18 protein-coding genes and 1 pseudogene are annotated in these 24,149 nt (G+C 48.5%); all 19 read left to right on the plus strand.

All coding sequences use genetic code 11. The features are described 5' to 3' along the window. Positions 1–229: 229 nt before the first annotated feature. The 19 genes and pseudogenes from NST26_RS16090 (at position 230) to NST26_RS16180 (ending at position 24,139) form a co-directional block, all read left to right on the plus strand. The gene (locus NST26_RS16090; RefSeq protein WP_340952798.1) at positions 230–2,476 is read left to right on the plus strand and encodes a hypothetical protein; all 2,247 of its coding nucleotides are present in this window, start codon (positions 230–232) and stop codon (positions 2,474–2,476) included. A 112-nt stretch (positions 2,477–2,588) separates the two neighbouring features. Further along, on the plus strand, positions 2,589–4,313 hold the full coding sequence (locus NST26_RS16095; RefSeq protein ID WP_340952796.1) for an ABC transporter permease: 1,725 nt from the start codon (positions 2,589–2,591) through the stop codon (positions 4,311–4,313). Positions 4,314–4,324: 11 nt separating this feature from the next. Next, the gene (locus NST26_RS16100) at positions 4,325–5,611 is read left to right on the plus strand and encodes an ABC transporter ATP-binding protein (protein ID WP_340952794.1); all 1,287 of its coding nucleotides are present in this window, start codon (positions 4,325–4,327) and stop codon (positions 5,609–5,611) included. After that, positions 5,598–5,990, plus strand: a complete 393-nt coding sequence (locus tag NST26_RS16105; protein WP_340952791.1) for a GNAT family N-acetyltransferase — start codon at positions 5,598–5,600, stop codon at positions 5,988–5,990. The genes NST26_RS16100 and NST26_RS16105 overlap by 14 nt, the downstream gene beginning before the upstream one ends. Before the next feature lie 179 nt (positions 5,991–6,169). Beyond that, positions 6,170–7,909 carry an ABC transporter ATP-binding protein gene (locus NST26_RS16110; protein ID WP_340952789.1) on the plus strand — a complete coding sequence of 580 codons (1,740 nt, stop codon included), beginning with the start codon at positions 6,170–6,172 and terminating at the stop codon, positions 7,907–7,909. Between the two features lie 149 nt (positions 7,910–8,058). Then, positions 8,059–8,805, plus strand: a pseudogene (locus NST26_RS16115) (SDR family NAD(P)-dependent oxidoreductase). 45 nt (positions 8,806–8,850) lie between these two features. Beyond that, positions 8,851–9,198, plus strand: a complete 348-nt coding sequence (locus NST26_RS16120) for a winged helix-turn-helix transcriptional regulator (RefSeq protein WP_340952787.1) — start codon at positions 8,851–8,853, stop codon at positions 9,196–9,198. A 374-nt stretch (positions 9,199–9,572) separates the two neighbouring features. Next, a complete protein-coding gene (locus tag NST26_RS16125; RefSeq protein WP_340952785.1) occupies positions 9,573–10,409 on the plus strand; it encodes a class I SAM-dependent methyltransferase in 837 nt (278 codons plus the stop codon). 92 nt (positions 10,410–10,501) lie between these two features. Then, positions 10,502–11,533, plus strand: a complete 1,032-nt coding sequence (locus tag NST26_RS16130) for a hypothetical protein (RefSeq protein ID WP_340952783.1) — start codon at positions 10,502–10,504, stop codon at positions 11,531–11,533. A gap of 23 nt (positions 11,534–11,556) precedes the next feature. After that, complete coding sequence (locus NST26_RS16135) at positions 11,557–11,859, plus strand: MazG-like family protein (protein ID WP_340952781.1); 303 nt, start codon at positions 11,557–11,559, stop codon at positions 11,857–11,859. Between the two features lie 22 nt (positions 11,860–11,881). Continuing rightward, the gene (locus NST26_RS16140) at positions 11,882–12,466 is read left to right on the plus strand and encodes a GNAT family N-acetyltransferase (protein ID WP_340979447.1); all 585 of its coding nucleotides are present in this window, start codon (positions 11,882–11,884) and stop codon (positions 12,464–12,466) included. 148 nt (positions 12,467–12,614) lie between these two features. After that, positions 12,615–12,803, plus strand: coding sequence for a hypothetical protein (locus tag NST26_RS16145; RefSeq protein WP_036726849.1), 189 nt, complete (start codon positions 12,615–12,617; stop codon positions 12,801–12,803). A gap of 114 nt (positions 12,804–12,917) precedes the next feature. After that, on the plus strand, positions 12,918–14,474 hold the full coding sequence (locus NST26_RS16150) for a glycine betaine uptake BCCT transporter (protein ID WP_340979448.1): 1,557 nt from the start codon (positions 12,918–12,920) through the stop codon (positions 14,472–14,474). 414 nt (positions 14,475–14,888) lie between these two features. Further along, a complete protein-coding gene (locus NST26_RS16155) occupies positions 14,889–15,836 on the plus strand; it encodes an ABC transporter permease (RefSeq protein ID WP_339256981.1) in 948 nt (315 codons plus the stop codon). A 13-nt stretch (positions 15,837–15,849) separates the two neighbouring features. Continuing rightward, complete coding sequence (locus NST26_RS16160; protein ID WP_339256983.1) at positions 15,850–16,719, plus strand: carbohydrate ABC transporter permease; 870 nt, start codon at positions 15,850–15,852, stop codon at positions 16,717–16,719. Between the two features lie 64 nt (positions 16,720–16,783). Beyond that, positions 16,784–18,370, plus strand: coding sequence for an extracellular solute-binding protein (locus NST26_RS16165; protein WP_209871004.1), 1,587 nt, complete (start codon positions 16,784–16,786; stop codon positions 18,368–18,370). 91 nt (positions 18,371–18,461) lie between these two features. Further along, positions 18,462–20,201 carry a sensor histidine kinase gene (locus NST26_RS16170; protein ID WP_339256986.1) on the plus strand — a complete coding sequence of 580 codons (1,740 nt, stop codon included), beginning with the start codon at positions 18,462–18,464 and terminating at the stop codon, positions 20,199–20,201. Next, entirely contained in the window at positions 20,198–21,823 is a 1,626-nt protein-coding gene (locus tag NST26_RS16175; RefSeq protein WP_339256988.1) for a response regulator transcription factor, read from the plus strand. Before NST26_RS16170 ends, NST26_RS16175 begins: the two co-directional genes overlap by 4 nt. Positions 21,824–21,922: 99 nt before the next feature. Then, entirely contained in the window at positions 21,923–24,139 is a 2,217-nt protein-coding gene (locus NST26_RS16180) for an FAD-dependent oxidoreductase (protein ID WP_339256990.1), read from the plus strand. The last annotated feature ends 10 nt before the right edge of the window (positions 24,140–24,149 follow it).

Consider the following 24,149-nt stretch of genomic DNA (forward strand, 5'->3'; position numbering starts at 1 on the left):
GGGGGGTCTTCTGGACGTAGAGAAGCCAAGTATATTAACATAAAGGCAATAAGTCATGGAACGGTACAAGAATGTACCGTTTTTTGGCGTCCAGGAAGATCGCATTACACCCAAGTACCTGACAGAGGTCATCCCGCATGAATGATGAATTCCCGCTTGCCGATTCATCTAAGTGACTTAAGGTGAAGGCTATAGTGAACACCGAACCATGTAGAGGAGCGAGAAGGCGATGAGAAAATCATATTTGTCCTTATTTACTCTGGTATTTTGGATTCCTGCAGTGATCCTTAGCATCCTGGTCTGGAACGATTATTCCGGTTATGTGCGCAGTGCAGCGGACCGCCTGCTCCCGGTCAAAGCGTTGTACTATCTGGACCAGGGCAAGAAGGTGCTTGCGGTCACGGACAGCAGCAACGGGCTAATGGCAACGTTGTATGACGCAGGCACCCATAAGGCTGAGCAGGAGGTGGAGCTGCGCTCAGACATCCACCGGCAGCGGCTGGTCTCTTATCAGGCCGGTAAGCTGGTGATCGCAACCAAGGATAAGGCAGGCCTGCAGGTGAATGTTATTGATCCGGCGGGGGGCGCGAAAGAGCTGGTACAAGGAAGCTTTAATATCCCGACCTTTCTGAGCTCCGACGGGCATGAGTGGCGGGGCAGATTACTGTTCGCCGGGGCGGATAAAAGCTCAGCGGTCCATGTGGCGGAAGTCAGCCAGGCTCAGCTCCACTACGCGAATCTGAACGGCTCAGCCGCTCTTCCAGCACGGCCGGTCTCCATTCGTGAAGCCTTCTTCAGCTTCCAGGAGGGGCATTCTCTTCCCGTCTATGAGGTGGGACTCAAGGACGGGCGCACTGCTTATGCTTCTGCCCTCTTCGGCAAGGACGGCATACCTCTACTTGGGCTGAAGGGCGCGCAGGAGAGTGCTCCCGAAGCGCAGAAGAGGGTAGGACAGGAGTTTGCCGCGCAGCTCGGACTGGACAATACCCGGCTACTGCGGGTAAGCAGCGAATATCCAAAACAGGTTCACTATTACAATGAGGCCGCAGGTAAATGGGGCGAAACCGTTAAGACCCCGGAGCCGGTCTATCAGGCCAGGCTCTTCCCGCTGAACGATCAAGAGACGCTAATTGCCGGGTCCACTGCGGAAGACGAGCTTAAGGGTAAGCTACGCGGGTATTTGTATCATGCGCAGAGCGGAGAATTTACGAATGTGAACGCCGCGCTGGAGACATTATCCTACGATAAGCTGCAAGATCCGAAGCTGAGCTTCTATAAAGAAGCGAATAATGATACACTGTACTATTCAAGTCCGGATTCATTGGGAGGCTGGCTGCTAATCAAGGAGGGGCTTAGCGGACAGATCAGCAACGGGGAGCTGCAGCAATGGCAGATGGCTGCCGGGGAGGATCAATTATCTGCAGCGACCTTCAAGAACTATGTGCTGACATGGAATGCCCTGGTTGTGAACTGGGTGATCTGGCTCGCAATTCCTTTACTGATGGTGGTGGGACTACTCCGGCTGCCACAGCTTTTAATCCGCAAGCGGTGGCAGAAGCTGGCCGAGGGGGTTCTGATTCAAGGCACGGTTATCAATCTGGCCGAGACGGGGATGCTGGTCAACGAACAACCACAGGTCCGGCTTACCGTCCGTTTCACGGACCAGGGCCAGAGCAAGGAGGTCCAGATCCGGCAGGTCATCTCTTATCTGAACCCGATCCGCCCAGGCGATCAGGTGATGATCAGCTATAACCGGAGCAAGCATACGGCGATCCTGGTACGGGAGAGCGAGCTTAAGAACCAGGCACCGCCCCGAATCATTCATGATGCGGTCTTAAGACAGATAGAAGCCTGCGGACCTCTAAAGCGCGGGCAAGCACTGCTGCTGCATTTTGAGGCAGCAGGCCAAAGCTACAGTGTGCCTGTGGTACAGCCCTCCGGCTTCGTCTACCGTACCGGAGAACGGGCAGATCTGATAATCACAAGCGGCAACGCCCGTTTGTTGAGATATGGTCCTGCGGAGCGGAGTGATCAGGCAACCCAGCTCACCTTAGAGGCTGAAATTACAAGAGTTCAGCGGTTGCCGGTGAAGATCGCCGGCCAGGATCTGCTGCTACTTGAGATAGTGATGGTGAACGGAAAGGAACGTCTGCGCAAGGTGAACAGCCAGTTCGTCCCGGAGAATCTGGAAGTCACTGTAGGCGCAGTAGTTCCCGTAACTGCGAAGCCGGAGGAGGTTGCGCTTCAATCGCGGCTTCTGCAAGGCAAGCAAGGCAGTGCCAGCGTTCGATCGGTCGACTACCGGGGAACGACCGGCGACCGGCCGCTTGCCACGATCACCGTCGAACGCAGTGGACAGAGCTACCGGATCAGGCAATCTATAGAACCGGTGTATGGCGTTGAAGCCGGGGATGAATTATGGATTGCCTACGATGAGCGCACCGGGGAAGCCACTATTGTTAATTATGCGACTTAGTCATTTATCATATGGATGCGGGAAGATATTCTTATGAATAAAGGAGTTTGTAACTCTCCCTGCTGAGGCAGTGGAGAGTTTATTTATTTACGTCAGATTGGAGTTGTACATTATGCAAATGAACTTTTTCCATCAAGGGAATCAGCGGAGAACCTTCGGCTGGGCGGATATTCTCGTCATATCCTTGTTGTTATCCATCCTGTATGCCGCGGCAAAGTTAGGCTCGGGGATGCAGGTGCCTTTAGATCCAGAGGAACTGTCCTCGCTCAGTCTGGACCCTAAGTGGCTGCCTTATTATGCAGGGCGTTCCCTTTTGCGGATGTTTATCGCTTTTGGAGCATCCTTGATATTTACCTTCGTGTACGGCCGCATTGCGGCGTATAACCGGACAGCCGAGAAATTCATGATTCCCGCCATTGATATCCTACAATCCGTTCCGGTGCTTGGATTTCTTTCGGCCACTGTCCTGGCTTTTATGGCATTGTTTCCGGGGAGCCTGCTGGGAGTGGAAATGGCTTCAATCTTCGCTATTTTCACCAGTCAGGTCTGGAATATGACCCTTAGCTATTATCATTCCCTTAAGACGATCCCCCGCGATCTGAAGGAGGCTGCCGCAATGAATCAATTGGGCAGATGGCATCGTTTCACGAAGCTGGAAGTGCCATTCTCGATGATCGGCCTGGTCTGGAACAGCATGATGTCGTTTGGCGGAGGCTGGTTTTTCCTCGCAGCCAGTGAGTCGATCAGCGTGCTGAACCAGGATCTGCATCTGCCCGGCATCGGGACGTACATGGCCTTGGCCGCAGATGAAGGTAATATTAAGGCCTTGATCTATGCGATCCTGGCGATGGTGGTGCTGATTGTGATGGTGGACCAATTCTTCTGGCGTCCGATTATTGCCTGGAGCCAGAAATTCAAGAATGAACAGACTGAAGCAGGCGAAGCGCCAACCTCCTGGGTGTTAGAGCTTCTGAAGCGGGCCAGCTTTGTTCATGATCTTAACCGTAAGCTGCACGGCGGCGTTCATGACGGATTCTTGCGGCTCTCAGCCACAATCTTACATGTGAAATTGCCGCATGTCCCATCACGGGTCAAGACAATCTTCAAATGGCTAATCTTGCTTGTGGCCGCTGTACTTATGCTCCGATATTTGTATTCGGGGATTCTCGAGATTGCCCGCTTAAGCTGGAGCGAGCTGATTCATGTGGTATTCCTCGGCCTGCTGACCGGGTTACGCGTTGTTGTTTCGACACTTCTGGCTGTGATCTGGACGCTGCCCGTGGGTGTGTTCATTGGAACGAATCCTCGGCTATCACGAATTGTTCAGCCTGTTGTGCAGGTGTTGTCTTCTTTTCCGGCGAACATGGCATTTCCGATATTCACGATTCTGTACTTGAAGTTCGGGATATCGATGGAGATTGGGGCCATTCCGCTGATGATGCTGGGGACACAATGGTATGTATTATTTAATGTTATTGCCGGTGCGATGGCCATTCCTTCCGATCTTAAGGAAGCTGCGGTGACTTTGAAATTGACACGCTGGCAGACCTGGAAAAAACTAATTCTCCCCGCCGTCTTTCCATTTCTTGTAACCGGCTGTATTACGGCAAGCGGAGGCGCCTGGAACGCCAGTATTGTATCCGAAATTGTATCGTGGAAGGATCAGGATCTGCAGGCAGCCGGGTTAGGTACATTCATTGCGCAAGCCACCACGAACGGGAACTGGCCGGAGATCATCTGGGGCATTCTCGTCATGTGCCTGCTTGTTGTCATCGTGAACCGCCTGGTGTGGCGCAAGTTGTATGCATTAGCCGAAAACAAATATCACTTGGATTAGAGGTGTAGAACATGACCAAAGCATTGATTGAATTAAAGCAAATCACCAAACGTTATGATCAGCCGAAGCAGGCAAATGTGAGTATTCTGGAAGATATCAACCTTCAGATTAAAGAAGGTGAGTTAGTCTCGATCCTGGGACCTTCAGGCTCGGGGAAATCGACGCTTCTGCGCATCATCGCAGGTCTTGTGCCGCCTTCTCAAGGCTCGGTGCTCTATAATGGACAAGAGATTGCCGGTACGAATCCGGGCGTCGGGATGGTGTTCCAATCGTTTGCATTATTCCCTTGGCTTACGGTCCTTGAGAATGTGAAGCTGGGACTTGCGAACAAACCGCTGCGCGAAGCCGACAAAATGCGTAAAGCACTCGCTGTCATCGATATGGTTGGTCTGGACGGCTTTGAAGGGGCATACCCCAAAGAATTATCAGGAGGGATGCGCCAGCGTGTGGGCATCGGCCGGGCGCTCGTCATGGAGCCGGATATTCTTCTGATGGATGAACCGTTCTCGGCTCTTGACGTATTGACCGCAGAGAATCTGAAGCGCGACTTGCTGGAGCTGTGGACGGAGCGGCAAATCCCTACCAAATGCATTATTATGGTCACCCACAGTATAGAGGAAGCTGTCTATATGTCAGACCGGGCGATCGTCTTATCCAGAGATCCTGCCCGTGTGATCTCCGATATTCCCATTGCGCTGCCGCACTGGCGGGATAAGCAAGATCCGCAGTTCACATCGCTTGTGGACCAAATCTATTCCATACTGACCCAAAGGGAAGTGAAGCCTGCCGGTCCGGCCGAAGAAAAGCAAAATACCATCGAGAAAATACCACCGGTTCCGGCAGGCGCCCTCACAGGCTTCATTGAACTGATTGACGATCTGGGTCAACAAGTGGACTTGTACAAGCTGGCCGATCAATTAAGTCTGAAACTGGAAGATTTCCTGCCGATCGTCGAGGCGGTGGAAATGCTGCAATTTGCTACGGTTCTGCATGGAGATATCGAGTTGACAGAGCCAGGACGCCAGTTTGCCAATGCAAGTGTTCTCTTCCGGAAGGAAATTTTTAAAGACCAGGTGCTGGAGCATGTTCCCATCATGGAGAAAATCATCTGGATTCTGCAATCGAAATCAAATAATAAAATGGAAGGAGCCTTTTTCGTGGAGATTTTCGAAAAGCATTTTGAGGCAGAGGAAGCCGCACTTCAACTGGATATCCTGATCGACTGGGGCCGGTACGCGGAACTGATTGCCTACGACAAAAAAGCAAAGGTGTTGTATCTGGAAAATGATTCAGATTAACTTGGACATTCGCGCGGAGGAGGTTCCCGGTTTAAGAGAAGCCGTGGGCTGGTCAAGAAGAGACTCTGACTATCCTGCCCTGTTTCAGCGGTGCAATTTCTGGGCCGGAGCTAGAGATCCCGGAGGGAGACTCATCGCTTTTGGCTATGTTGCCGGAACGGGTCTGGAGCACGGGTATATGGAGGACATTATCATCCATCCAGATTATCAGAGGCGCGGAGTAGGACAGCAGCTTGTTAAGGAGCTTTTGAACGAGTCTATTCGACGCGGATTGACCATAGTAACCCTCACTTATAGCCGTGAGCATAAGGAATTCTATGAAAAGTGCGGATTCTCGTCTACAGCGGCCGGGATCTGGAAAGCGGAGGAAGGAAAGTAATTCATACAAGAACTGAGAAGCCAGCGAACTCTTATGGACGCTGGTTTTTTGGAGACCTTAAACCGACAGTAATTCTATAATATGTAAGGTAATTTACTATTATTAGGCAGGTTAATTCCATCATCCCGATCCGTTATGATTACATAAGCTGCGCCCTTTGAAGGAGGTTATGCGGACTTATGAATCCGACCCGGACATTGATTAAGGAGATATTGTCTAATAGTAAGAGAATCCTTGTTATGATCCTACTCTTCAATATTTTAGCCGCATTCGTCTCGACTGTTCAGCCCCTCCTGTTCAAAGACCTATTCGACGACATCCTGCCTGACAAGCAGATCGTTACGGCTGCATTCTATATGCTCCTGCTTATTCTGATTCCCGTAATTTACGCAGCTTTGAACAGCGTCACCTCTTATTATAATAATGAGCTGGGCAACCATTTATCCAAGAATCTGCGCCTGCGGCTGTTCTCTGACGTACTCCAGACCCGGCCAAGAAACGTGGACAGCATCGGCAAGGGGGAAATCATTAACCGGATCACCTTGCAGGTGGGGATGCTATGTGAAATTTTCGTGGTAGACACCCTGATGTCCTTGGTCTCGAATGCTATTCTGCTAATCGCTACCCTGTGGATCATGTTCTCGATGAGTACCGAGCTTACACTCGCAGCCATCCTCTCATTCCCTCTATGTATGTATGGCTTCAAGCGCTTCAGGAGCAGGACGGAGCGCCTGGATAAGCAGTATCATGGCATTTTGGATAAGGGCATCAACTATTTGAATGATTTCTTCACGAATCTGAAGGCGGTCCACAGGTGTAACGGACATCAGGCGGAGCAGAAACGCTGGAGGGAGTGGAATGACGAGGCGTGGAAGATATCCCGGCAGTCTAGGCTATTTCATCATGTGGTGTTGAACCTGGTCGCGGATACGGTCATTTCCATCATTACGGGCATCATTTACGGCTATAGTCTGTTCCTGATTCTGAGAGGCCGCATCTCACCAGGCACATTGCTGGCTTTCATTGTGATTCTTCCAAGACTGTATCAGATTTTCAAGTCGCTGTTTACGCTGAACATCGATAGGAGCCGCATGACGGTCATTATTAATAACCTGAATGACATCCTTGAACTGGAGAAAATTTCATCGGGAGCTACAGCTCCCGACTATCACAGTGTCCCCCTCCTGCAGCTGAGGAATGTCTCGTACCGGTACGCTCCGGCAGATTCTTTTGGGATCACGGACTTTACTCTGGACATTCAGCCCGGAGCCTTCGTGGGGATTGTTGGATTAAGCGGCTCAGGGAAATCTACGATATTCGAGCTAATCCACAGGTTCATTGAGCCGGATGAAGGGGAGATTTGCCTGGACGGCGTTCCGATCCAAGAACTGGACATTCATGAACTAAAACGATATGTCGGCTATTCCCCGCAAAAGGGAGTGTTATGGAACAAGTCCATTCTCGACAACATTATTTATCCATTGCAGAAGGAAGACATGAATGAAGAGACCTGGCGCAAATTCAGCACTGCTGTTGATCTTGCCCATGTGAATTCATTCGTACAAGCCATGCCTGAAGCGTATGATAAGCAGGTGGAGAACCATGGAGACAATCTCTCCGGCGGCGAGATCCAGCGGATTCTTTTAGCACGGGCTTTCATGAGTGAACCCCGGATTCTGATGCTGGATGAATACACCTCAGCTCTCGACGCCTTGACAGAGAGTGACTTGAACGATACCTTGTTGAGCCTGAAAGGGAAGCAGACGTTCCTGGTGATTGCACACCGGCTGTCCACCGTGAAGAATGCAGATGTCATCCTGGTCGTGGATAAGGGAAGAATTGTTGAGCAAGGCAGTCCAGCCGAATTACTGGTCCAACAGGGAATGTATTACAAGATGGTGGAGAAGCAGAAAATTTAGCGCTTCAGCAGAATAACACAGCTTGCACCGCCTCAATTATCACCTTTTGGTGACTATATCACAAAAAAGTGGGTACTGTTTTTCTTGTAACTTTTCCCCCATACTAGCGTTCATAGGAACTACAAACCATAAAAGGAGTGTATAATAGTATGGGTAGATTTGATGGGAAAGTAGCAGTTGTAACCGGAGGAACAAGCGGCATCGGGCTTGCGGCGGCAGAGCAGTTCGTACGAGATGGGGCTTACGTGTTTATCACAGGACGCAGACAACGTGAATTGGATGAAGCGGTACAGCAAATTGGTCAGAATGTTACAGGCGTTCAAGGTGACATCTCCAAGCTGGAAGATCTGGACACCTTATTCGATACCGTCAAGCGGGAAAAGGGACATTTGGACATTCTGTTTGCCAATGCCGGACTAGGGTAATTCCTGCCGTTAGGCGAAATTACGGAAGCCCACTACTACAAGACCTTTGATGTCAACGTGAAAGGAACTATTTTCACCGTTCAAAAGGCACTACCCTTGTTCCCTAACCAAAAAGGTTCCATTATCCTGACAGGCTCTACAGCCGGCTCAATGGGGGTACCCGCGTTCAGTATCTACGGCGCCTCTAAGGCAGCGATCAGACAGCTCGTCCGCAACTGGATTCTGGATATCAAAGGAACTGGAATTCGGATGAACGTCCTTAGTCCGGGTTCAGTCGTCACACCGGCGTACGATGAATTGTTCGGCTCCGAGCTTGACAATTACCTGGAACAGGCCAAAACAGATGTCCCGCTCGGCAGAGTAGGGCAGGTAGAAGAGATCGCAAATGCAGTCATGTTCCTGGCCTCTGAGGAGAGCAGTTATTTGAACGGCATTGAATTATTCGCAGACGGTGGAGTGGCTCAAATCTAAATCAGCTTAACGTTTGTGTATCAACTCAGGAGATGATGGATTGTTATGAAAATCTTTCACTGTGAACTGGAAGTTACACTAGAGGTCATCGGAGGGAAGTGGAAGGGGCTTGTGCTGTACTATTTAATCCAAGGACCGATGCGTACAGGGGAACTGAAGCGGCTTGTTCATAATATTTCGCAAAAGATGCTGATCCAAACGCTTCGGGAGCTGGAGACGGACGGATTAATCCGCAGAACCATGTACAATCAAGTACCGCCTAAGGTGGAATACTCAATGACAGAGCTGGGTCAATCCCTCGAACCCGTATTAAGACTGCTTTGTAACTGGGGAGGGAAGTATGCAGGACAATCCTACACTCCTGGCGAGATTAAGATTTTAAATTTGGAATAAGTATTGTTAATAAACTATAGTTCTAACTAGAGGAGCCTGCTGCCAGCAGGCTTCTTTTGCGTATATGCCGCTATACATCAGAGGAGGAGACATAATGACAGCAATAGACTACGCTAACCTATCCAAAGAAGGACAATGGGGTGACCAGGGGGACGTCTGGCGACGGCCGGAGACCCAAACTTCTCTGGAGTCACGGCTCTCCCACACTGAGGAACTTAAGTTTGGGAAATTTAGGATGCCAAATAAGCCGAGGCTTAGTATAATAAGTGCAGACGGATTCCAAGGAGGAGGTGGTTGTATGAGTGCAGGCGATATTAGCGACATTAGCGATATTACTCCGATTACCCAATTGAATATGAAAAGGAGAGGCTTTCATGAGCTACAACCCCGAAATCCCGAGAAGCCGGTATGACAACTATGGTGACCGTGAATGGACACGGCTTACGAAGGATGGTCCAGGCGAGCTTTTGTATCAGGTGCATCTGGACATTCTACAGCGCTATATCAAGCCTGGGGACCAAGTGTTGGAGATTGGTGCAGGTTCAGGCAGGTACACCAAAGATCTGGCTACCATGTGTTCTGAGTTGACCGTCGCTGATCTGTCCAGCCATCAGATTGAATTCAACAAGTCCAAAATGCAAGAGCTGTCCCTGGTGGACAGAATCAAGGCGTTCCATGTGCTAGATGTGCTGGATATGAGCGTGTTTGCAGATGCTTCTTTTGACTCAGTAGTATGTATTGGCGGTGTCATCAACTATCTCTTGGACAGAGAGGCGGATGGTATCCGGGAGCTGCTAAGAGTACTTAAGCCGGGCGGCCTCCTGATTGTCGGGTCGATGAGCTTCATCGGCGCTTCCATCTATTATCTCGAAGGCATCCGCTATGAGAAGGACCAGTTCGGGATCGATGCTACAAGATGGCTCATGAATACAGGGGTTCAGGACGAAGATCATTATCCAGTTCCCAGCAAGCATTACGTCCATATGATGAGAAGCTCTGAACTGGATGCTTTATTTGCACAGTTTCCGGTTAATATTCTGGAGAGAAGCTCTGCCGGACTATATACGCAAGCTGGAGATGCTGCCTTAGAGAACGCCCGGGCTGATCAGGAATTCTGGAAGCTGCTTGTCGAACAGGAGATCGCGTTCACCAAACTGCCGGGCACGCTGGATTGCGGCATGAATCTCATCTACGTGGTGCGTAAGCTATAAGGCTGCCGCTCAATAAGCATGACTTAATCAAAATCCCGTCTGCCACAAACAGGCGGGACTTTTTATATCCGAAGGAACGGGGGATCACGGAAATGGGAGTATGGACTAGCTCAATGAATGGAGCACCTTGGACAAAAGGTAAAATGGATCAAGCGGTGAAGGAGCTCAGACAGCGGGCGATTATTTCGTATGTCATCGATGTGGACAAGCTCCAGGATCTGCAGGAATTAGATCAGCATGTATTTGCCGAACGCCCGGATCTGGTCTTGTCAATTAGCCAAGCCGACAGGAAAGTGCGCTATTCCGAGGAATTGCTGCAGACCTTAGCGGAACTACAGCACATCACAGCTTTAGAGTTGAATCTGTTTCATAGTGTGGATCTGAGTGTGCTTGGCAAGTTGCAGCGACTGCAGTTTTTATCCATTTCGGCCAAAAAGCCGATAGACCTAAGCTTCCTCGCAAGCTTCAAGCAGCTGCAATATCTCTCGGTCCATGGGCAATTTCAGGACTTAACGCCGATAGGCGATGCCGCCAGCCTGGACACCTTAATCTTGCGCACTACGATTCATGAGCTGGAATTTGTCCGCCGGTTACCGAACCTGCTGTGCCTCTTCATTCACGACTCCATCTTGAAAGGATCACTGGATGCGCTTGCAGATTCTACCGTCCCCATGCTGAGTCTGGCAGCTATCCGCAACTTAACGGAGGTGGATGCCCTGGAGTCCATGAGCAATCTTACATACCTGAACTTATCCTTGCCGAAGCTTGAGGCTTTGTGTGACTTTTCGAATATGCCGGGGCTTATACAGCTTGAACTCGATCAGATGAAATCCCTGGAGGATATTGACCCTTTATGGACCGCAACGCAGCTTGAAATGTTACAGCTAAGAGAGATTTCAGCAGCCGTGACCGCAAAGGAGTTAGAGCCTTTGACCGCAATGAAGCATCTGAAGCAGATCGACTTCCAGTTCCTTGATCTCAAAAAAGGCAGGATCGCAGCCTTACGTGAGTCGTTTGCCCAGGCAGGCAAGAGCCACCTATTGTATGAGAATATCGCCGAAGCCCAGCGGATTAAGCCCATGTCGCTAGTGCATTTACGCAAGCATACGGGATTAGATCAATAAATTAGCGGATAGGAGTGATCACAATGATTGATTTAGCACAACTCCAGAAGAGAGTATATCAGAATAAGCTTGAGAAGGGGTTCAATGTCACAGATATTTATCAGGAATTCTGTCTGACCCACGGGGAACTGTCTGAAGCCTGCGAAGCCTACCGGAAGAAGAAAGATGACCTCGGTGAAGAATTAGCGGATGTTGCCATCTACCTGATTGGACTGTCGGAGATCCTGGGGATTAACCTCGAAGAAGAGATCATGAACAAGATCACTAAGAATGAAAGCAGAGTCTATGAGAATAGGGATGGAGTGCTTGTGAAGGCGGAGGAATAATCTGAAAATAAGGAGTACATCAATGAAATATTATAAGAAATTAACCGAAAAGAAGTGTTACTTAAGCACGGTAGCTACTGACGATGCGGAGGCTTGGACCCGCTGGTTCAATGATCTGGAGGTAACAGCGCCGCTTGGGAATGAAGCCTATCTACTAACGTCTCTGGACAAGGAGCGTGAGGGGATAGAGCATGTACTTAAGTCTGGAACGCATATGTTCAGCATTGTGGATCTGGAGAGCGACTTGGCCATTGGACGCTGCCTGCTGTTTGATGTCAATCTGGTTGACCGGAATGCCAAGGCAGGGATTTTTATCGGCGATAAGGAGTTTTGGGGAAAAGGCTTCGGCTCTGACGCCATGAGACTGCTGCTCGATTACGGATTCAATCTGCTGAATTTGAACAACATTATGCTGGGGACGTTCGCCTTTAATGAAAGAGCCATTCAATGCTATAAGAAGGTCGGATTCAAAGAGATTGGGAGAAGAAGACAGGCACGCATTATCGGAGGCGTGAAATATGATGCAATCCTGATGGATATGCTGGCCGAGGAATTCGAATCGGTATTCGTGAAGCCGATCATCGCAGGCTCGCCGGTCAGCCAATAGGTTAGCTGAAATGACAAAACACACCGCTAAGGACCTGGCGGTGTGTTTTGCATTAGTGTGAGCTTCGTGCATAAGTACCCCGATAGTATGGAAAAACTTCTATAGTGCAGATAAACAGCATGAATAGATTTCTCAGGAGGTTAGCGTGATGACAACTCAGGACCCGAAGGAGCTTTTGAAGCTGAAGCATGAGCAGGACGAGGAGAAGAGACAGTTCACTAGCTTTGCCCGGGCTGTATCCGAAGATGGGGAAGTAGAAGCAGGTCAGGAATTCAGTCATGACCGGGTGCCTGACGACCAGAACCGTATGAAATCGGTGGAGAACAGACAGAACTGAGCAGGACCCTGACGGAAAAGTACAATGGATGGACCCCTCAGGAAGCCTTCCATGCTTTCCTGAGGGGTTTTTTGTTTATTATTGTATACATACACTACTCATGGAGGTTCATATATGGTTTTTATCATTTCAATTACCATCGTAGCGATTTTTGCCATATGGGGAGCAGTGGCGCCTGACCAGATGGCCAGTACCGCTAATGCCGCGTACACTTTCTCCATCCATAATTTCGGCTGGTTCTATTTGCTGGCTACTCTGTTCTTCTTGATCTTCACCTTCTATTTAGCCTTCAGCAGGTTTGGCAGTATCCGGCTGGGAGACGATGACGATGAACCGGAATATTCCACAGTCTCCTGGCTGTCGATGCTATTCAGCGCAGGAATGGGGATCGGGCTGGTCTACTGGGGAGTGGCTGAACCACTGTCCCATTATTTATCTCCGCCGGAGGGCGTAACAGGAGGGACGACAGAAGCAGCACGGATCTCCATGCGCTATTCTTTTTTCCATTGGGGACTTCACCCATGGGCCATCTATGCCGTTATTGGATTGACGCTTGCTTATTTCCAGTTCCGCAAAGGGTATAAAGGCTTAATCAGCTCAGCTTTCATCCCTTTACTAGGGGAAAGGCTCGTTTCCGGCTGGCTGGGCAAGGCCATCGATATTTTGTCGGTGATTGCTACGATTTTTGGAGTAGCGACTTCGCTGGGTCTCGGGGCTCTGCAGATTAACGGAGGTCTGCATTATTTATTCGGACTTCCGAACACCGTAGCCGCTCAGATTGCAATTATTGCGGTTGTGACCGTGCTGTTCCTCATCTCCGCTACCAGCGGTCTGGACAAGGGTATCAAAATCCTCAGCAACACCAACCTGGTGATCGCCGTTCTTTTGATGCTGTTCGTATGGATGACGGGTCCGACCTCGTTTATCTTTGATACCTTTACCACCACATTAGGCAGTTATTTGCAAAACATCGTCAATATGAGCTTGAGGTTAACGCCTTTTTCCAAGGGAACTTGGGTAGGGGCGTGGACCTTATTCTATTGGGCCTGGTGGATTGCCTGGGCACCCTTTGTCGGAACGTTCATTGCGAGGGTATCCAAGGGACGAACCATTAAGGAGTTTGTCATTTGTGTGCTGATTATACCGAGTCTGTTCGGTTTTATCTGGTTTTCGGTATTCGGGGGAACGGGCATGCAAATGGAGCTCTTCGATGGTGTCCAGCTGGCTGAAGCCGTTAAAGGAGACACGACCACCGCCCTTTTCGTCATGCTGGAGCAATTGCCCTTAGGCACCATAGTATCGTTAATAGCTACGATCCTGATTATGATCTTCTTCATTACATCAGCCGATTCGGCTACCTTTGTACTGGGCATGCTGACGTCAGACGGCAAGCTGAATCCCAGCGCAAGAGTCAAACTAACCTGGGGAATTCTGCAATCCTCCATCGCTGTTGTGCTGCTGATTAGCGGCGGCTTGGGCGGCCTTCAGACTGCTTCCATTGTAGCTGCGCTGCCATTTGCCATTGTTCTGATCGGCATGTGCTTCTCCCTGCTTAAAGCGCTCAAGGAGGAGGACAAAGAGCGCCGTCAACGGGAAAAACGCCAACGTCAACAGCTGAAGCAGCTGCTGGAAGAGCAGGAGGCTATCCAAGCTAAGGCGGATTCCATTTGACCCGATGTTATCCTTATAACTAAAATTATACAAAGGTGTGTGTTAAAGATCACAACGGATAATCTAAGGATAGAAGCTAACAGAATGGAGGTACTTCATAGAGGCAAGCTAACGCGTGTATCAGCAGAGGTGCCCGGCCCCCTGGATACTAGCTCTCACCGTCGCCTCGCTCACTGTCGTTTATTTTATCAGTGCATTTCCGCTTGTCTCAAGGTACTCATGCAGCAGATTTAGCCTGAAATAATATACAATGGCTGAACCCTCAGGAACGCGATCCTAGCGTCCTGAGGGTTTTTTCGTAAAGCCTCCATTCACAATTCAGATTAATATCTTATAAGAAATTCTAGAAATCACAGAAATTTATCCGGGCAGGGGGTGCTACTATACAACTATAAATAGAGACGAGGTGATGATATGCAAGCGAAATTGGCAGCGGACGCCATGCCCCTACCCCAAAAGCGGAACTCATGGATAAGAACGATAAAAAAGTATAAAGTGATGTACGCGCTCCTGTTCCCGGCGTTAGTTTATTTTGCCGTATTCAAATACATTCCTATGGCGGGAATCATTATTGCTTTTAAGAACTATAACCTGGCTTTAGGACTATGGGACAGCCCGTGGGTGGGATTTAGAAATTTCACGGATTTTATGAACGGCGTTTATTTCTGGGACATCATGAGAAACACGATTATCATATCGCTGTATAAGCTGTTGTTCGGTTTCTCGGCTCCGGTCCTTCTGGCTTTGCTGCTGAATGAAGTGTATACCCAATGGTTTAAGAAAATCGTACAAACGATCACTTATTTGCCCCATTTTCTGTCATGGGTCATTGTGTATGGAATGATGGTGGCGTTATTGGCCCCGGGGGATGGGCTGTTCAACATGATTTTGAAGGAGGCTGGTGTTGAACCCATCTCATTCCTGACAGAACCTGCCTGGGGCCGGCTGCTGATTATCTTATCTGAAATATGGAAGGATATTGGCTGGGGCGCGATATTGTACCTTGCCGCATTAGCAGGAATCGATCCAAGCTTGTATGAAGCGGCCAGAATGGATGGCGCCTCCAAATGGAGACAGCTCTGGCATGTAACCCTTCCCGGCATCCGGGGAGTTATGATTCTGATGCTGATCCTCAAATTAAGCCATATTCTGGATGCCGGTTTTGACCAGATATTCATGTTTGCCAACAGCTTCAATCAGGAGAAGATCGACATTATTGACACCTGGGTCTACCGTGAAGGGCTTGAGCGGCTGAAGATTGGCCTGGCTACGGCTGTGGGATTGTTTAAAGCGGTCATCGGATTTGTTCTAGTGCTGGCGGCAAATAAGCTGGCCAAAAAATTCGATGGGCAAATCTGGTGAGGGGGTGATGCCAATGATCAATTTGACAACCGGGGAAAAAGTCTGGCAAACCGTCGTTTATTTTATTCTGATTTTGCTGTCCTTGATGTGCTTACTGCCCTTTCTCTATGTGGTTGCTGTTTCAGTGACCCCGGAATCAGAAGTGTTAAGAAGAGGAATTGTGATTATACCAGAGACCTTTACCTTTCTGGCCTATAAAGAAGTATTCATTTCTCACGGGATCGGGCAGGCGTATAAAATCACCTTGTTTCGGACGATTGTAGGCACTTTGCTGAATGTGTTCTTTACGGTAATCGCAGCTTATCCCTTATCTAAAAAATATTTGCCGGGGCGAAGCCCGTTCCTGCTCTTCATTGTCTTCACCATGATGTTTGGGGGAGGATTAATTCCGACTTATTTATTAGTCCGCTCTCTGGGATTGCTGAACAGCCCATGGGTACTGATCATTCCACAGCTTATTAGTGCCTTTAATCTGGTCATCATCAAAGGGTTTTTCGAGCAATTGCCCGCAGAAATCGAGGAATCCGCGAGGGTGGACGGTGCAAGTGAGCTTCAGTCGTTATGGCGGATCATTTTACCCCTGTCACTGCCCGTCCTGTCCACAATTTCTTTGTTTTACGCAGTCGGGCATTGGAACAGTTACTTCGATGCGATTGTGTATATCAATGATTCGGGCCTAATGCCGCTTCAAGTGATCTTGCGCAACATCCTGCTTAACGTCGCCACACAAAGTGCGGATTCGCTTGCCAATTCCGGCACGGTTAGTACGTTCGCTGTGCAAATGGCTGCAGTTGTCGTGACTACGGTTCCGATTTTGATCGTCTACCCGTTTATGCAAAAGCATTTTACCAAAGGTGTGCTCTTGGGATCAGTTAAAGGTTAAAGGCATTCCAACCTGAGTTGTTACGGGGAAACCGTGATAATATAGAAGCAAAGGAGAGGTCATTATGCAACGTAAAGCAATTACATTGGCTATGCTGACAGCAATAGTGGGTATGGGAACGGTATTGTCAGGATGTGGGGGACCAAAAGAGGAACCGCCGGCAGCATCGGGGAATTCAGAGGGCCAGCAGAGTCCCTTTGAAACCAAATTGAAAATTACGATGTTTAACCAGGGTACGTTCAATGCGGCTGCTCCGATTCCTCCACGTGAAGAAGATATTCAGCGCCAAATGCTGGAGGAAGCCGTAAACATTGACCTCGAAATGATGATTCCCCAATCCGGGCAAGCCACGACTAAATTAAATACGCTCATAGCCGGCGGAGATATTCCGGATTTGATCTTCTTGAAAAGCCGGGCGGATCTCGCGCAATATTATGATCAAGGCGTTCTTGCGGATCTGACACCGTATCTTGATCAATTTCCTGAATTGCAAAAACGTTTCAGCAGCGACTCCTGGGAGGCGGTGACCTATCAGGGACAAACCATTGGGGTTCCGGGTTATGATAATGTAAACGGTATCAGCCGAAGCTACTTCATCCGCCAGGATTGGCTGACAAAGCTGAATATGGAGGTGCCAACAACACCTGACGAGCTGTTTGAAGTTATGAAAGCCTTTACAGAGAAGGACCCGGACGGTAACGGCAAGAACGATACGTACGGATTCATCGGCGGTATGAATAAAGAAGGTAATCTGCAAACCTACGGCTTCGATAGTCTGATGTGGATGTTCGGTGTCAATCCTCCCTCAGCCATTGATGTGAAGGACAATGAACCGGTGTTCCTGTATACCGATCCCAAAATGAAAGAAGCACTCGCTTATATCCATAAAATGATGGAAGCCAAAGTTGTAGATCCGGACTGGGTGACGATGAATACGCCCGATTTGCTCGACCAAAAGTTATTTAAGGGGAAAGTGGGCTTCATGATCAGAGACGCCCGCAGGCTGGAGCCGGATTATCAGCAGAAAATGAAAGAAATCAGCGGAGAGGTACCGGAATGGATCGTTATTCCTCCAATGACAGGTCCTTATGGTGATCAGATTGTAGAGAGAAAATCGTTCCAGGGCAATTCATGGGCCATCTCCAAGAAAGCGGATAAGGAGAAAATCATCCGGATCTTGTCCATGCTGAATTATTTCTTCACGGACCAGGAAGCCTATCCGAATTTTGCCTACGGAATCAAAGGAATTCACTGGGATGTGGTGGACGGCAAGATCAAAAATAAAACCTCCGAATTATCGAAGGACATGAAAGAAAAGTACCTCTGGGTCGATCATTACAGAATGCCGCGCCGCGGGGATGATGCGGAGTACTTCAGCTTCCAGAATCCCAAGACGGCAGAAGCGTTTGAGAACAATCAGAAATACGTGGCGCCCACGTTGCCCGGGAACTTATTGACTGAAGACCCGAACGATTCATTGGCAGCTGACCGCCAGCGTTACATTAATGAGAGCCTGGTCAAATTTATGACTGGCAAGGAACCACTTTCGAACTGGGACAATTTCCTAGATACATTGGAGACCAAGTTTGACATGCAGAGATATAAGGAGTCTGTAATCAAACAATTTAAGGAAGCAGGCTTAATCAAGTAAAAATTAAACGAAGAGAGCGGCTATCCTTAGCCCTCTCTTTATTGTCATATGCTATGATTTGTTCCATACCGATGCAGAAGGAAGATGATCGATGCGAAGAAGAATCAGCCTGCCCTTAAAATTATTTTTGATCGTCTTTGCCTTTGTATTAAGCTGCATCATCTTGATCAGCCAATTATCTTACCGCTATGTCCAGAAGGAAATAAGAACCACGGATGTGTATTACACCAACCAAATTCTTGACAAGATAGACCAGTATTTCACCGTTAATTTCTCCTCCTTCCAGACGATCCTGTTCTCGGTGGAATCATCGGTGAAAGCCAATATTGACAATACGGACGTAATTAAAAAGCAATTAAGAGAGCTATATGAACTCAACAGCAGTTATGTCAGTAATATTTATCTGATCCAAAGCGATTTATCCATTCTAGGCGGAAGCACGGCTACCCGGATATTCGATGAACCTTTAGCTGAAAGAGAACCCTTGTTTGCTGCCGCTGACCAGAACAGAAGGACAACCTTTGTCAGCGACCCTTACAAATCTAAATATTCCGGCTGGACCGTTACCATGGTCCGGTATCTGAACGGCACTCCGTTTCCTATGGCTATTGCGGTAGATCTGGATCTCAATGCCATTGAAGAAACCTTGTTCAAGATTAACAGACAAGAACAAATGAATCTGGCTCTAATCACCGCATCGGGTAAAATCATTGCCGGATTTTCGGAAAATAAAGGCTCCCTGAATATTCAAGACCATACGTTTTCAATCGGTGAAACATCAGCGGAACAAATTCTGGATACCGCAGAAACAAGCCTTCAATTGCACACCAAGGAGGGAACTCAGGTCTCCCTTCTGAAAAAACCGACGGAAAAGTTCAACTGGACCATTATCTCAATCAACGATGAATCACGCTTGAAAGCGGCTTTGTCCAGATTGGAAACCTATTATATCGAGCTTCTGGCTGCGGGCTTTCTCTTAAGCCTGTTCGTATCCTTTTTTATTGCCAAATATATAAGAACTCCGCTCTACGCACTCAAAACAAAAATGAAACGGGTGGAGCAGGGTCTCCTGACAACTACTATATCTATTAACCGAAACGATGAGTTTGGCGATCTCTCCCGGGCATTCGATCGTATGCTGCAGCAAATTGTGGAACTGATCCGGGGAGCAGAGCTTCATCATGACCTTGAACGCAAGCTGGAAATTCAAGTGCTGCAGTCGCAAATTAACCCTCATTTCCTGTATAACACGCTTGGTTCTATCAGCAATGTCATACGGCTCGGACAGATTGAGAAAGTAGATGTGGTGATCGAGTCTCTGATTTCAATCCTGGAATACGGGATCGCCGACGCTTCGGAGAAGGTCTCACTGCGCCAGGAGCTGCAAAATGTATCGGACTATATCGCGATCCAAAACATCCGTTATAACCGGAGCTTTCAATTGATTGAAGATATCGAAGCAGGATTAACAGACTTTCCGGTATTTAGAATGCTGCTGCAGCCGCTTGTGGAGAACAGTATCTTCCATGGTTATAACGGAGGGGGGATTGAAGGCCCTATTACTATTCATGCGTACAGAGAGGGCGGCAGGGTCATCATAGAAGTCGTTGATCAAGGCGAGGGTATTCCGGCTGATACCATACAGCATATTTTAACTTCAGAACCCAGTGATGTGGAAGTGAAAAGGAAAAGAATCGGATTAAACAATATTCATGACCGGATCAGACTTCACTACGGAGAACAATTCGGACTCCAAATCGCGAGTATACCTAAGGAAATAACCCGTGTTCAGGCCGTATTCCCGGTAGGCTTGTTTAAAGGAGATGCATGATGGTGAGAGAATACACCTGCTTCATTGTTGATGATGAGGATCTGATCCTTCAGCGGCTGGAATTGTTTTTTCAAGAGCTCTCCCTTAGGGATAAGCGATTTCATCTGGTGGGCAAAGCGAATAATGGGCTGGAGGGGATAGAGGAGATCGTAAAGCTTAAGCCGGATATCGTGATATCTGATATTGTGATGCCGCGAATGGACGGGATTTCCATGATAGAGCAGCTAAAGTTAACGCTCCCCCGTACCCAGTTCATTCTTTTGACCGCTTATTCCTCCTTTGAATACGCCCAGAGAGCGATTCAAGCGAACGTAATGGAATACATTGTTAAGGTTCCGCTCAGGGAAGCGGATTTGAACCGGGCTTTAGATAAGGCAGCCGGGAATTTAAATGAGGTTAAGAAAAAAGAAGCGGAATTTCAATCGTTAAACGTATCCGTGCTTGAAAATAAATATAGAGTCCGCAAGCAGTTTTTTAACGAGCTGATCAGAGGCGAAATTCCTTCTCACCGGGCATCGGATTTTGCCAACCGCATGCAGTTTCATTTCTTCCAAGCCAGCTATTGCTGTATTATTGTCGAAATGAACAGGTATGAAAGTTTCCGGAACGCTTATTCAGCGTCTGATCAAAGCATCCTGAGGTATGCGATTACGAATATCATCGAGGAAACAGTGATGAATGGGGGCAGTGGTGTAGCTGCGGATTTATCCGCTAACCGTTTTATTGGCTTCCTATCCTGGGAGAATAACCGCAGTGATCTGGAAACGGAATATGATTGCCAGGCATTAGGGGGGCAGATCGTCTCCCATTTGCACCAATACTTGAATGTAAGGGTATCTGTCGCTTTTGGAGGTCCGCACCGGGGCTGGGAATCGATCAAACAGGCTTACACGGAAGCACAAAAGGTGAGTGATGATTTCTATTATCATACGGAGAAAGCAGTAAAAACACCTATGCACCGCTTCCAATACCACAATGACAGAAAAGAAGAATTTCAGCAGAGGCTGGCTGAATTTCTTGACGGGCTGAAAAGAAAGGTCTCCAAGGATGAGCTGGAGCAGGCCTTTGCTGATCTGAACCAGTTCGTTACGGACCATAAAATCCATAAGTCCATCATGGTGCCTATGCTGCGGGACTTGTACAGAGACATTACGGTGAAGTTTAAATCAGGAAACAAGCTGACCACGGAGGTAGCAGAGTTTCCCATCGAGTGTATGTCTTTCCGGGAGCAGCTTGCCTATATTGGCGACTTCACCTACGACTATGTACACGCCGGCCAGCTTTTACACCGCGCTGAAATCATGAGTGCTATACAGTTTATAGAGCGTAATCTGAAACAGCGGTTAACGCTCGAGGCGATTGCCGAGGAAGTGAATTTAGCTCCATCGTATTTTAGCAGCTTATTCAAAAAAACAATGAACGAGGGCGTGATCACTTACATCAACCGTAAAAAAATCCAATTAGCTCTCGAGCTGTTAAATGTTCGGGATTATTCAATATTGGAATTGTGCGAGGAAGTAGGGATTGTGAACGAAGGTTATTTTTGCAAATTATTTAAAGAATATACGGGGGATACGCCCAAGCAATACCGGATTAAAATGACCCGGTATGAATCCGGATAACCTTGCAACAATCGTATAATTTTTTCGTGAAATCATGTAAAAAAAAGCTCCCCAAAAAGCTTACCATGAGAGAAGGATCTAATCATGGAGGTTATCAAAATGGAGCTTATTAAAGCAGACGTAACCGTCGTAGGCGGAGGTATTGCCGGGATCTGCGCAGCCATTGCTGCCGCACGCCAAGGGCTGCAGGTCTCACTTATAAATGACCGGCCGGTCCTTGGGGGAAATGCGAGCAGCGAGGTCAGGGTTCATATCAACGGGTCGGCATATCTCGGAAACAGTCCATCCTATTATGCGCGCGAGGGCGGATTGGTGGAAGAGCTCAAGCTGAAGATTTTTCACTATAATCCGTTGTACAACAAGAAGCTTATGCTTTCACTTTCGGATACGGTCTTGCTCGACATGGTCTATGGTGAGGCTAACATTGCTCTATTCCTGAATACATGTGTGCATGAAACGGGGATGGAGAACGGCAGAATTAAGTGGGTGGAGGGTCTTCAATTAGCTTCCGAAAGAAAATTCCGTTTCGAAAGCCGGACCTATATCGATTGTTCCGGAGATGGCATTGTCGGCTATCAGGCAGGGGCTCTCTTCCGGCAGGGGAGAGAGGCGAAGCATGAATATAAGGAAGAATTGGCACCTGAAGTGGCGGACCATTATACCATGGGCGATACGATCCTGTTTCAGGCCCGTGACGTAGGATATTCCGTTCCCTACCAAAGACCTGGCTTTGCGTATGATATTACGAAGCTGGCTTTTTTCGATAGTATCAGACAAGGCTTAAACCACCGGTCTTTTCCAAGAAAAATCAACGGGCTTGGAGGATTGTGGTGGCTGGAATACGGCGGGCATCTGGATATTATCAAGAATAATGAAGACATCGCCTTGGAGCTGCGGAAACTGGTGTACGGAATTTGGGATTATATCAAAAATAGCGGCGAATTTGATGATGTAGCCAATCTCATCCTGGATTATGTATGCCCGATTCCGGGAAAGCGGGAGTCCAGGCGGTTTATTGGTGATCACATGCTGTCCCAGAACGATCTTACCACAAAGCCGCATTTCGAGGATGCTGTATCCGTTGGCGGATGGTATATGGACTTACATGCCAATAAGGGCATCTACGATGAGGGGCCGGCTACAGCCTGGAATTTCGTGCCCGGATTGTACAATATCCCTTTCCGCAGTTTGTATTCACGAAATATTCCTAATCTTATGTTCGCCGGCCGCAATATAAGTGCTACCCATGTGGCCTTCGGATCAACCAGGGTAATGGCAACCTGCGGTTGCATGGGACAGGCGGTGGGAACGGCTGCTTCGTTATGCTTGAAATATGAGGCCGACCCTGCGGCTATAGCTGAGGAACATATGAGCGAGCTGCAGGCGCTGCTGCTCCGGGACGGACAGACGATTGTAGGGCTTCAGGAGGAATTGGACCCGTACTTCGCTGACGGATTAACGGTTCGTGCTTCATCTCAGCGCAGCTACGACAATCTTCATCCAACCGAAGAGCTTTCCCTGGAGACAGGGTTATGTCTGGTCCTGCCGATTCAGACATCCGTAGCTGAAAGCGTACGGATCAAAATTAAAAACAGGTCCGGGCATCCGGAAACCCTGCAGGTGAAGCTGTTCGGCGGGGAACGGAAGGAAAATTATATTCCCGTCAGCGGGTTGAAAGAGTACAGCTTGGAGATTGCAGCCCGTCATGACGACTGGATTACGCTGAGCTTGGATTGCAAGACACCGGCTGACGACAAAATTTACATCGTACTGGAAGGTACGGCGGGCCTTGCCGTATACGGCAATGAAGAGAAAATGACCGGAGCGGTCAGCTTCTATTATAGACCGGAAGAGCCGTCCGGACTGAAGAAATGCAATAAGAGCATTTGCTTCAAGGAGCTGTTGCCGGCCCAGGATATGTATAATCCGGGGAATGTCGTCAACGGCTTCTCCAGACCTTATGGTCTGCCGAACAGCTGGATTTCTGAGCGTACGCAAGGACACGAATGGCTGGAATTTGGTTTGGCCAGCCCCAAAAATGTGGACGAAATCCAGCTTATTTTCAACCCGCAGCTGAATTTGGAGCATTTCGACGATCCGATTGAGTCTCTGATCCAAGATTATGAGTTGACCTTAACCTTAGAAGACGGAAGCGAGCGGACAATCATAACCCGCGGCAATTATCTCACCTTGAACAAACATAAGGTGGACGCGAAAGCGGTCACCCGAATTCGTTTTGATTTCTATGCAACGTATGGTTCGCCTTATTTTGAAGTGTTTGCTGTAAAATGCTTTGCTCCTAAAAACGATAAGTGAGGTCAGGTGA

Origin of the sequence: Paenibacillus sp. FSL R7-0128 (genome assembly GCF_038002245.1) — a bacterium.
GTDB lineage: Bacteria > Bacillota > Bacilli > Paenibacillales > Paenibacillaceae > Paenibacillus_AQ > Paenibacillus_AQ silagei.

Bases quoted from the DNA above. Each gene is read 5' to 3' on its own strand.
- NST26_RS16090 (WP_340952798.1), top strand. From the start codon at position 230: ATGAGAAAATCATATTTGTCCTTATTTACTCTGGTATTTTGGATTCCT.
- NST26_RS16095 (WP_340952796.1), top strand. From the start codon at position 2,589: ATGCAAATGAACTTTTTCCATCAAGGGAATCAGCGGAGAACCTTCGGC.
- NST26_RS16100 (WP_340952794.1), top strand. From the start codon at position 4,325: ATGACCAAAGCATTGATTGAATTAAAGCAAATCACCAAACGTTATGAT.
- NST26_RS16105 (WP_340952791.1), top strand. From the start codon at position 5,598: ATGATTCAGATTAACTTGGACATTCGCGCGGAGGAGGTTCCCGGTTTA.
- NST26_RS16110 (WP_340952789.1), top strand. From the start codon at position 6,170: ATGAATCCGACCCGGACATTGATTAAGGAGATATTGTCTAATAGTAAG.
- NST26_RS16120 (WP_340952787.1), top strand. From the start codon at position 8,851: ATGAAAATCTTTCACTGTGAACTGGAAGTTACACTAGAGGTCATCGGA.
- NST26_RS16125 (WP_340952785.1), top strand. From the start codon at position 9,573: ATGAGCTACAACCCCGAAATCCCGAGAAGCCGGTATGACAACTATGGT.
- NST26_RS16130 (WP_340952783.1), top strand. From the start codon at position 10,502: ATGGGAGTATGGACTAGCTCAATGAATGGAGCACCTTGGACAAAAGGT.
- NST26_RS16135 (WP_340952781.1), top strand. From the start codon at position 11,557: ATGATTGATTTAGCACAACTCCAGAAGAGAGTATATCAGAATAAGCTT.
- NST26_RS16140 (WP_340979447.1), top strand. From the start codon at position 11,882: ATGAAATATTATAAGAAATTAACCGAAAAGAAGTGTTACTTAAGCACG.
- NST26_RS16145 (WP_036726849.1), top strand. From the start codon at position 12,615: ATGACAACTCAGGACCCGAAGGAGCTTTTGAAGCTGAAGCATGAGCAG.
- NST26_RS16150 (WP_340979448.1), top strand. From the start codon at position 12,918: ATGGTTTTTATCATTTCAATTACCATCGTAGCGATTTTTGCCATATGG.
- NST26_RS16155 (WP_339256981.1), top strand. From the start codon at position 14,889: ATGCAAGCGAAATTGGCAGCGGACGCCATGCCCCTACCCCAAAAGCGG.
- NST26_RS16160 (WP_339256983.1), top strand. From the start codon at position 15,850: ATGATCAATTTGACAACCGGGGAAAAAGTCTGGCAAACCGTCGTTTAT.
- NST26_RS16165 (WP_209871004.1), top strand. From the start codon at position 16,784: ATGCAACGTAAAGCAATTACATTGGCTATGCTGACAGCAATAGTGGGT.
- NST26_RS16170 (WP_339256986.1), top strand. From the start codon at position 18,462: ATGCGAAGAAGAATCAGCCTGCCCTTAAAATTATTTTTGATCGTCTTT.
- NST26_RS16175 (WP_339256988.1), top strand. From the start codon at position 20,198: ATGATGGTGAGAGAATACACCTGCTTCATTGTTGATGATGAGGATCTG.
- NST26_RS16180 (WP_339256990.1), top strand. From the start codon at position 21,923: ATGGAGCTTATTAAAGCAGACGTAACCGTCGTAGGCGGAGGTATTGCC.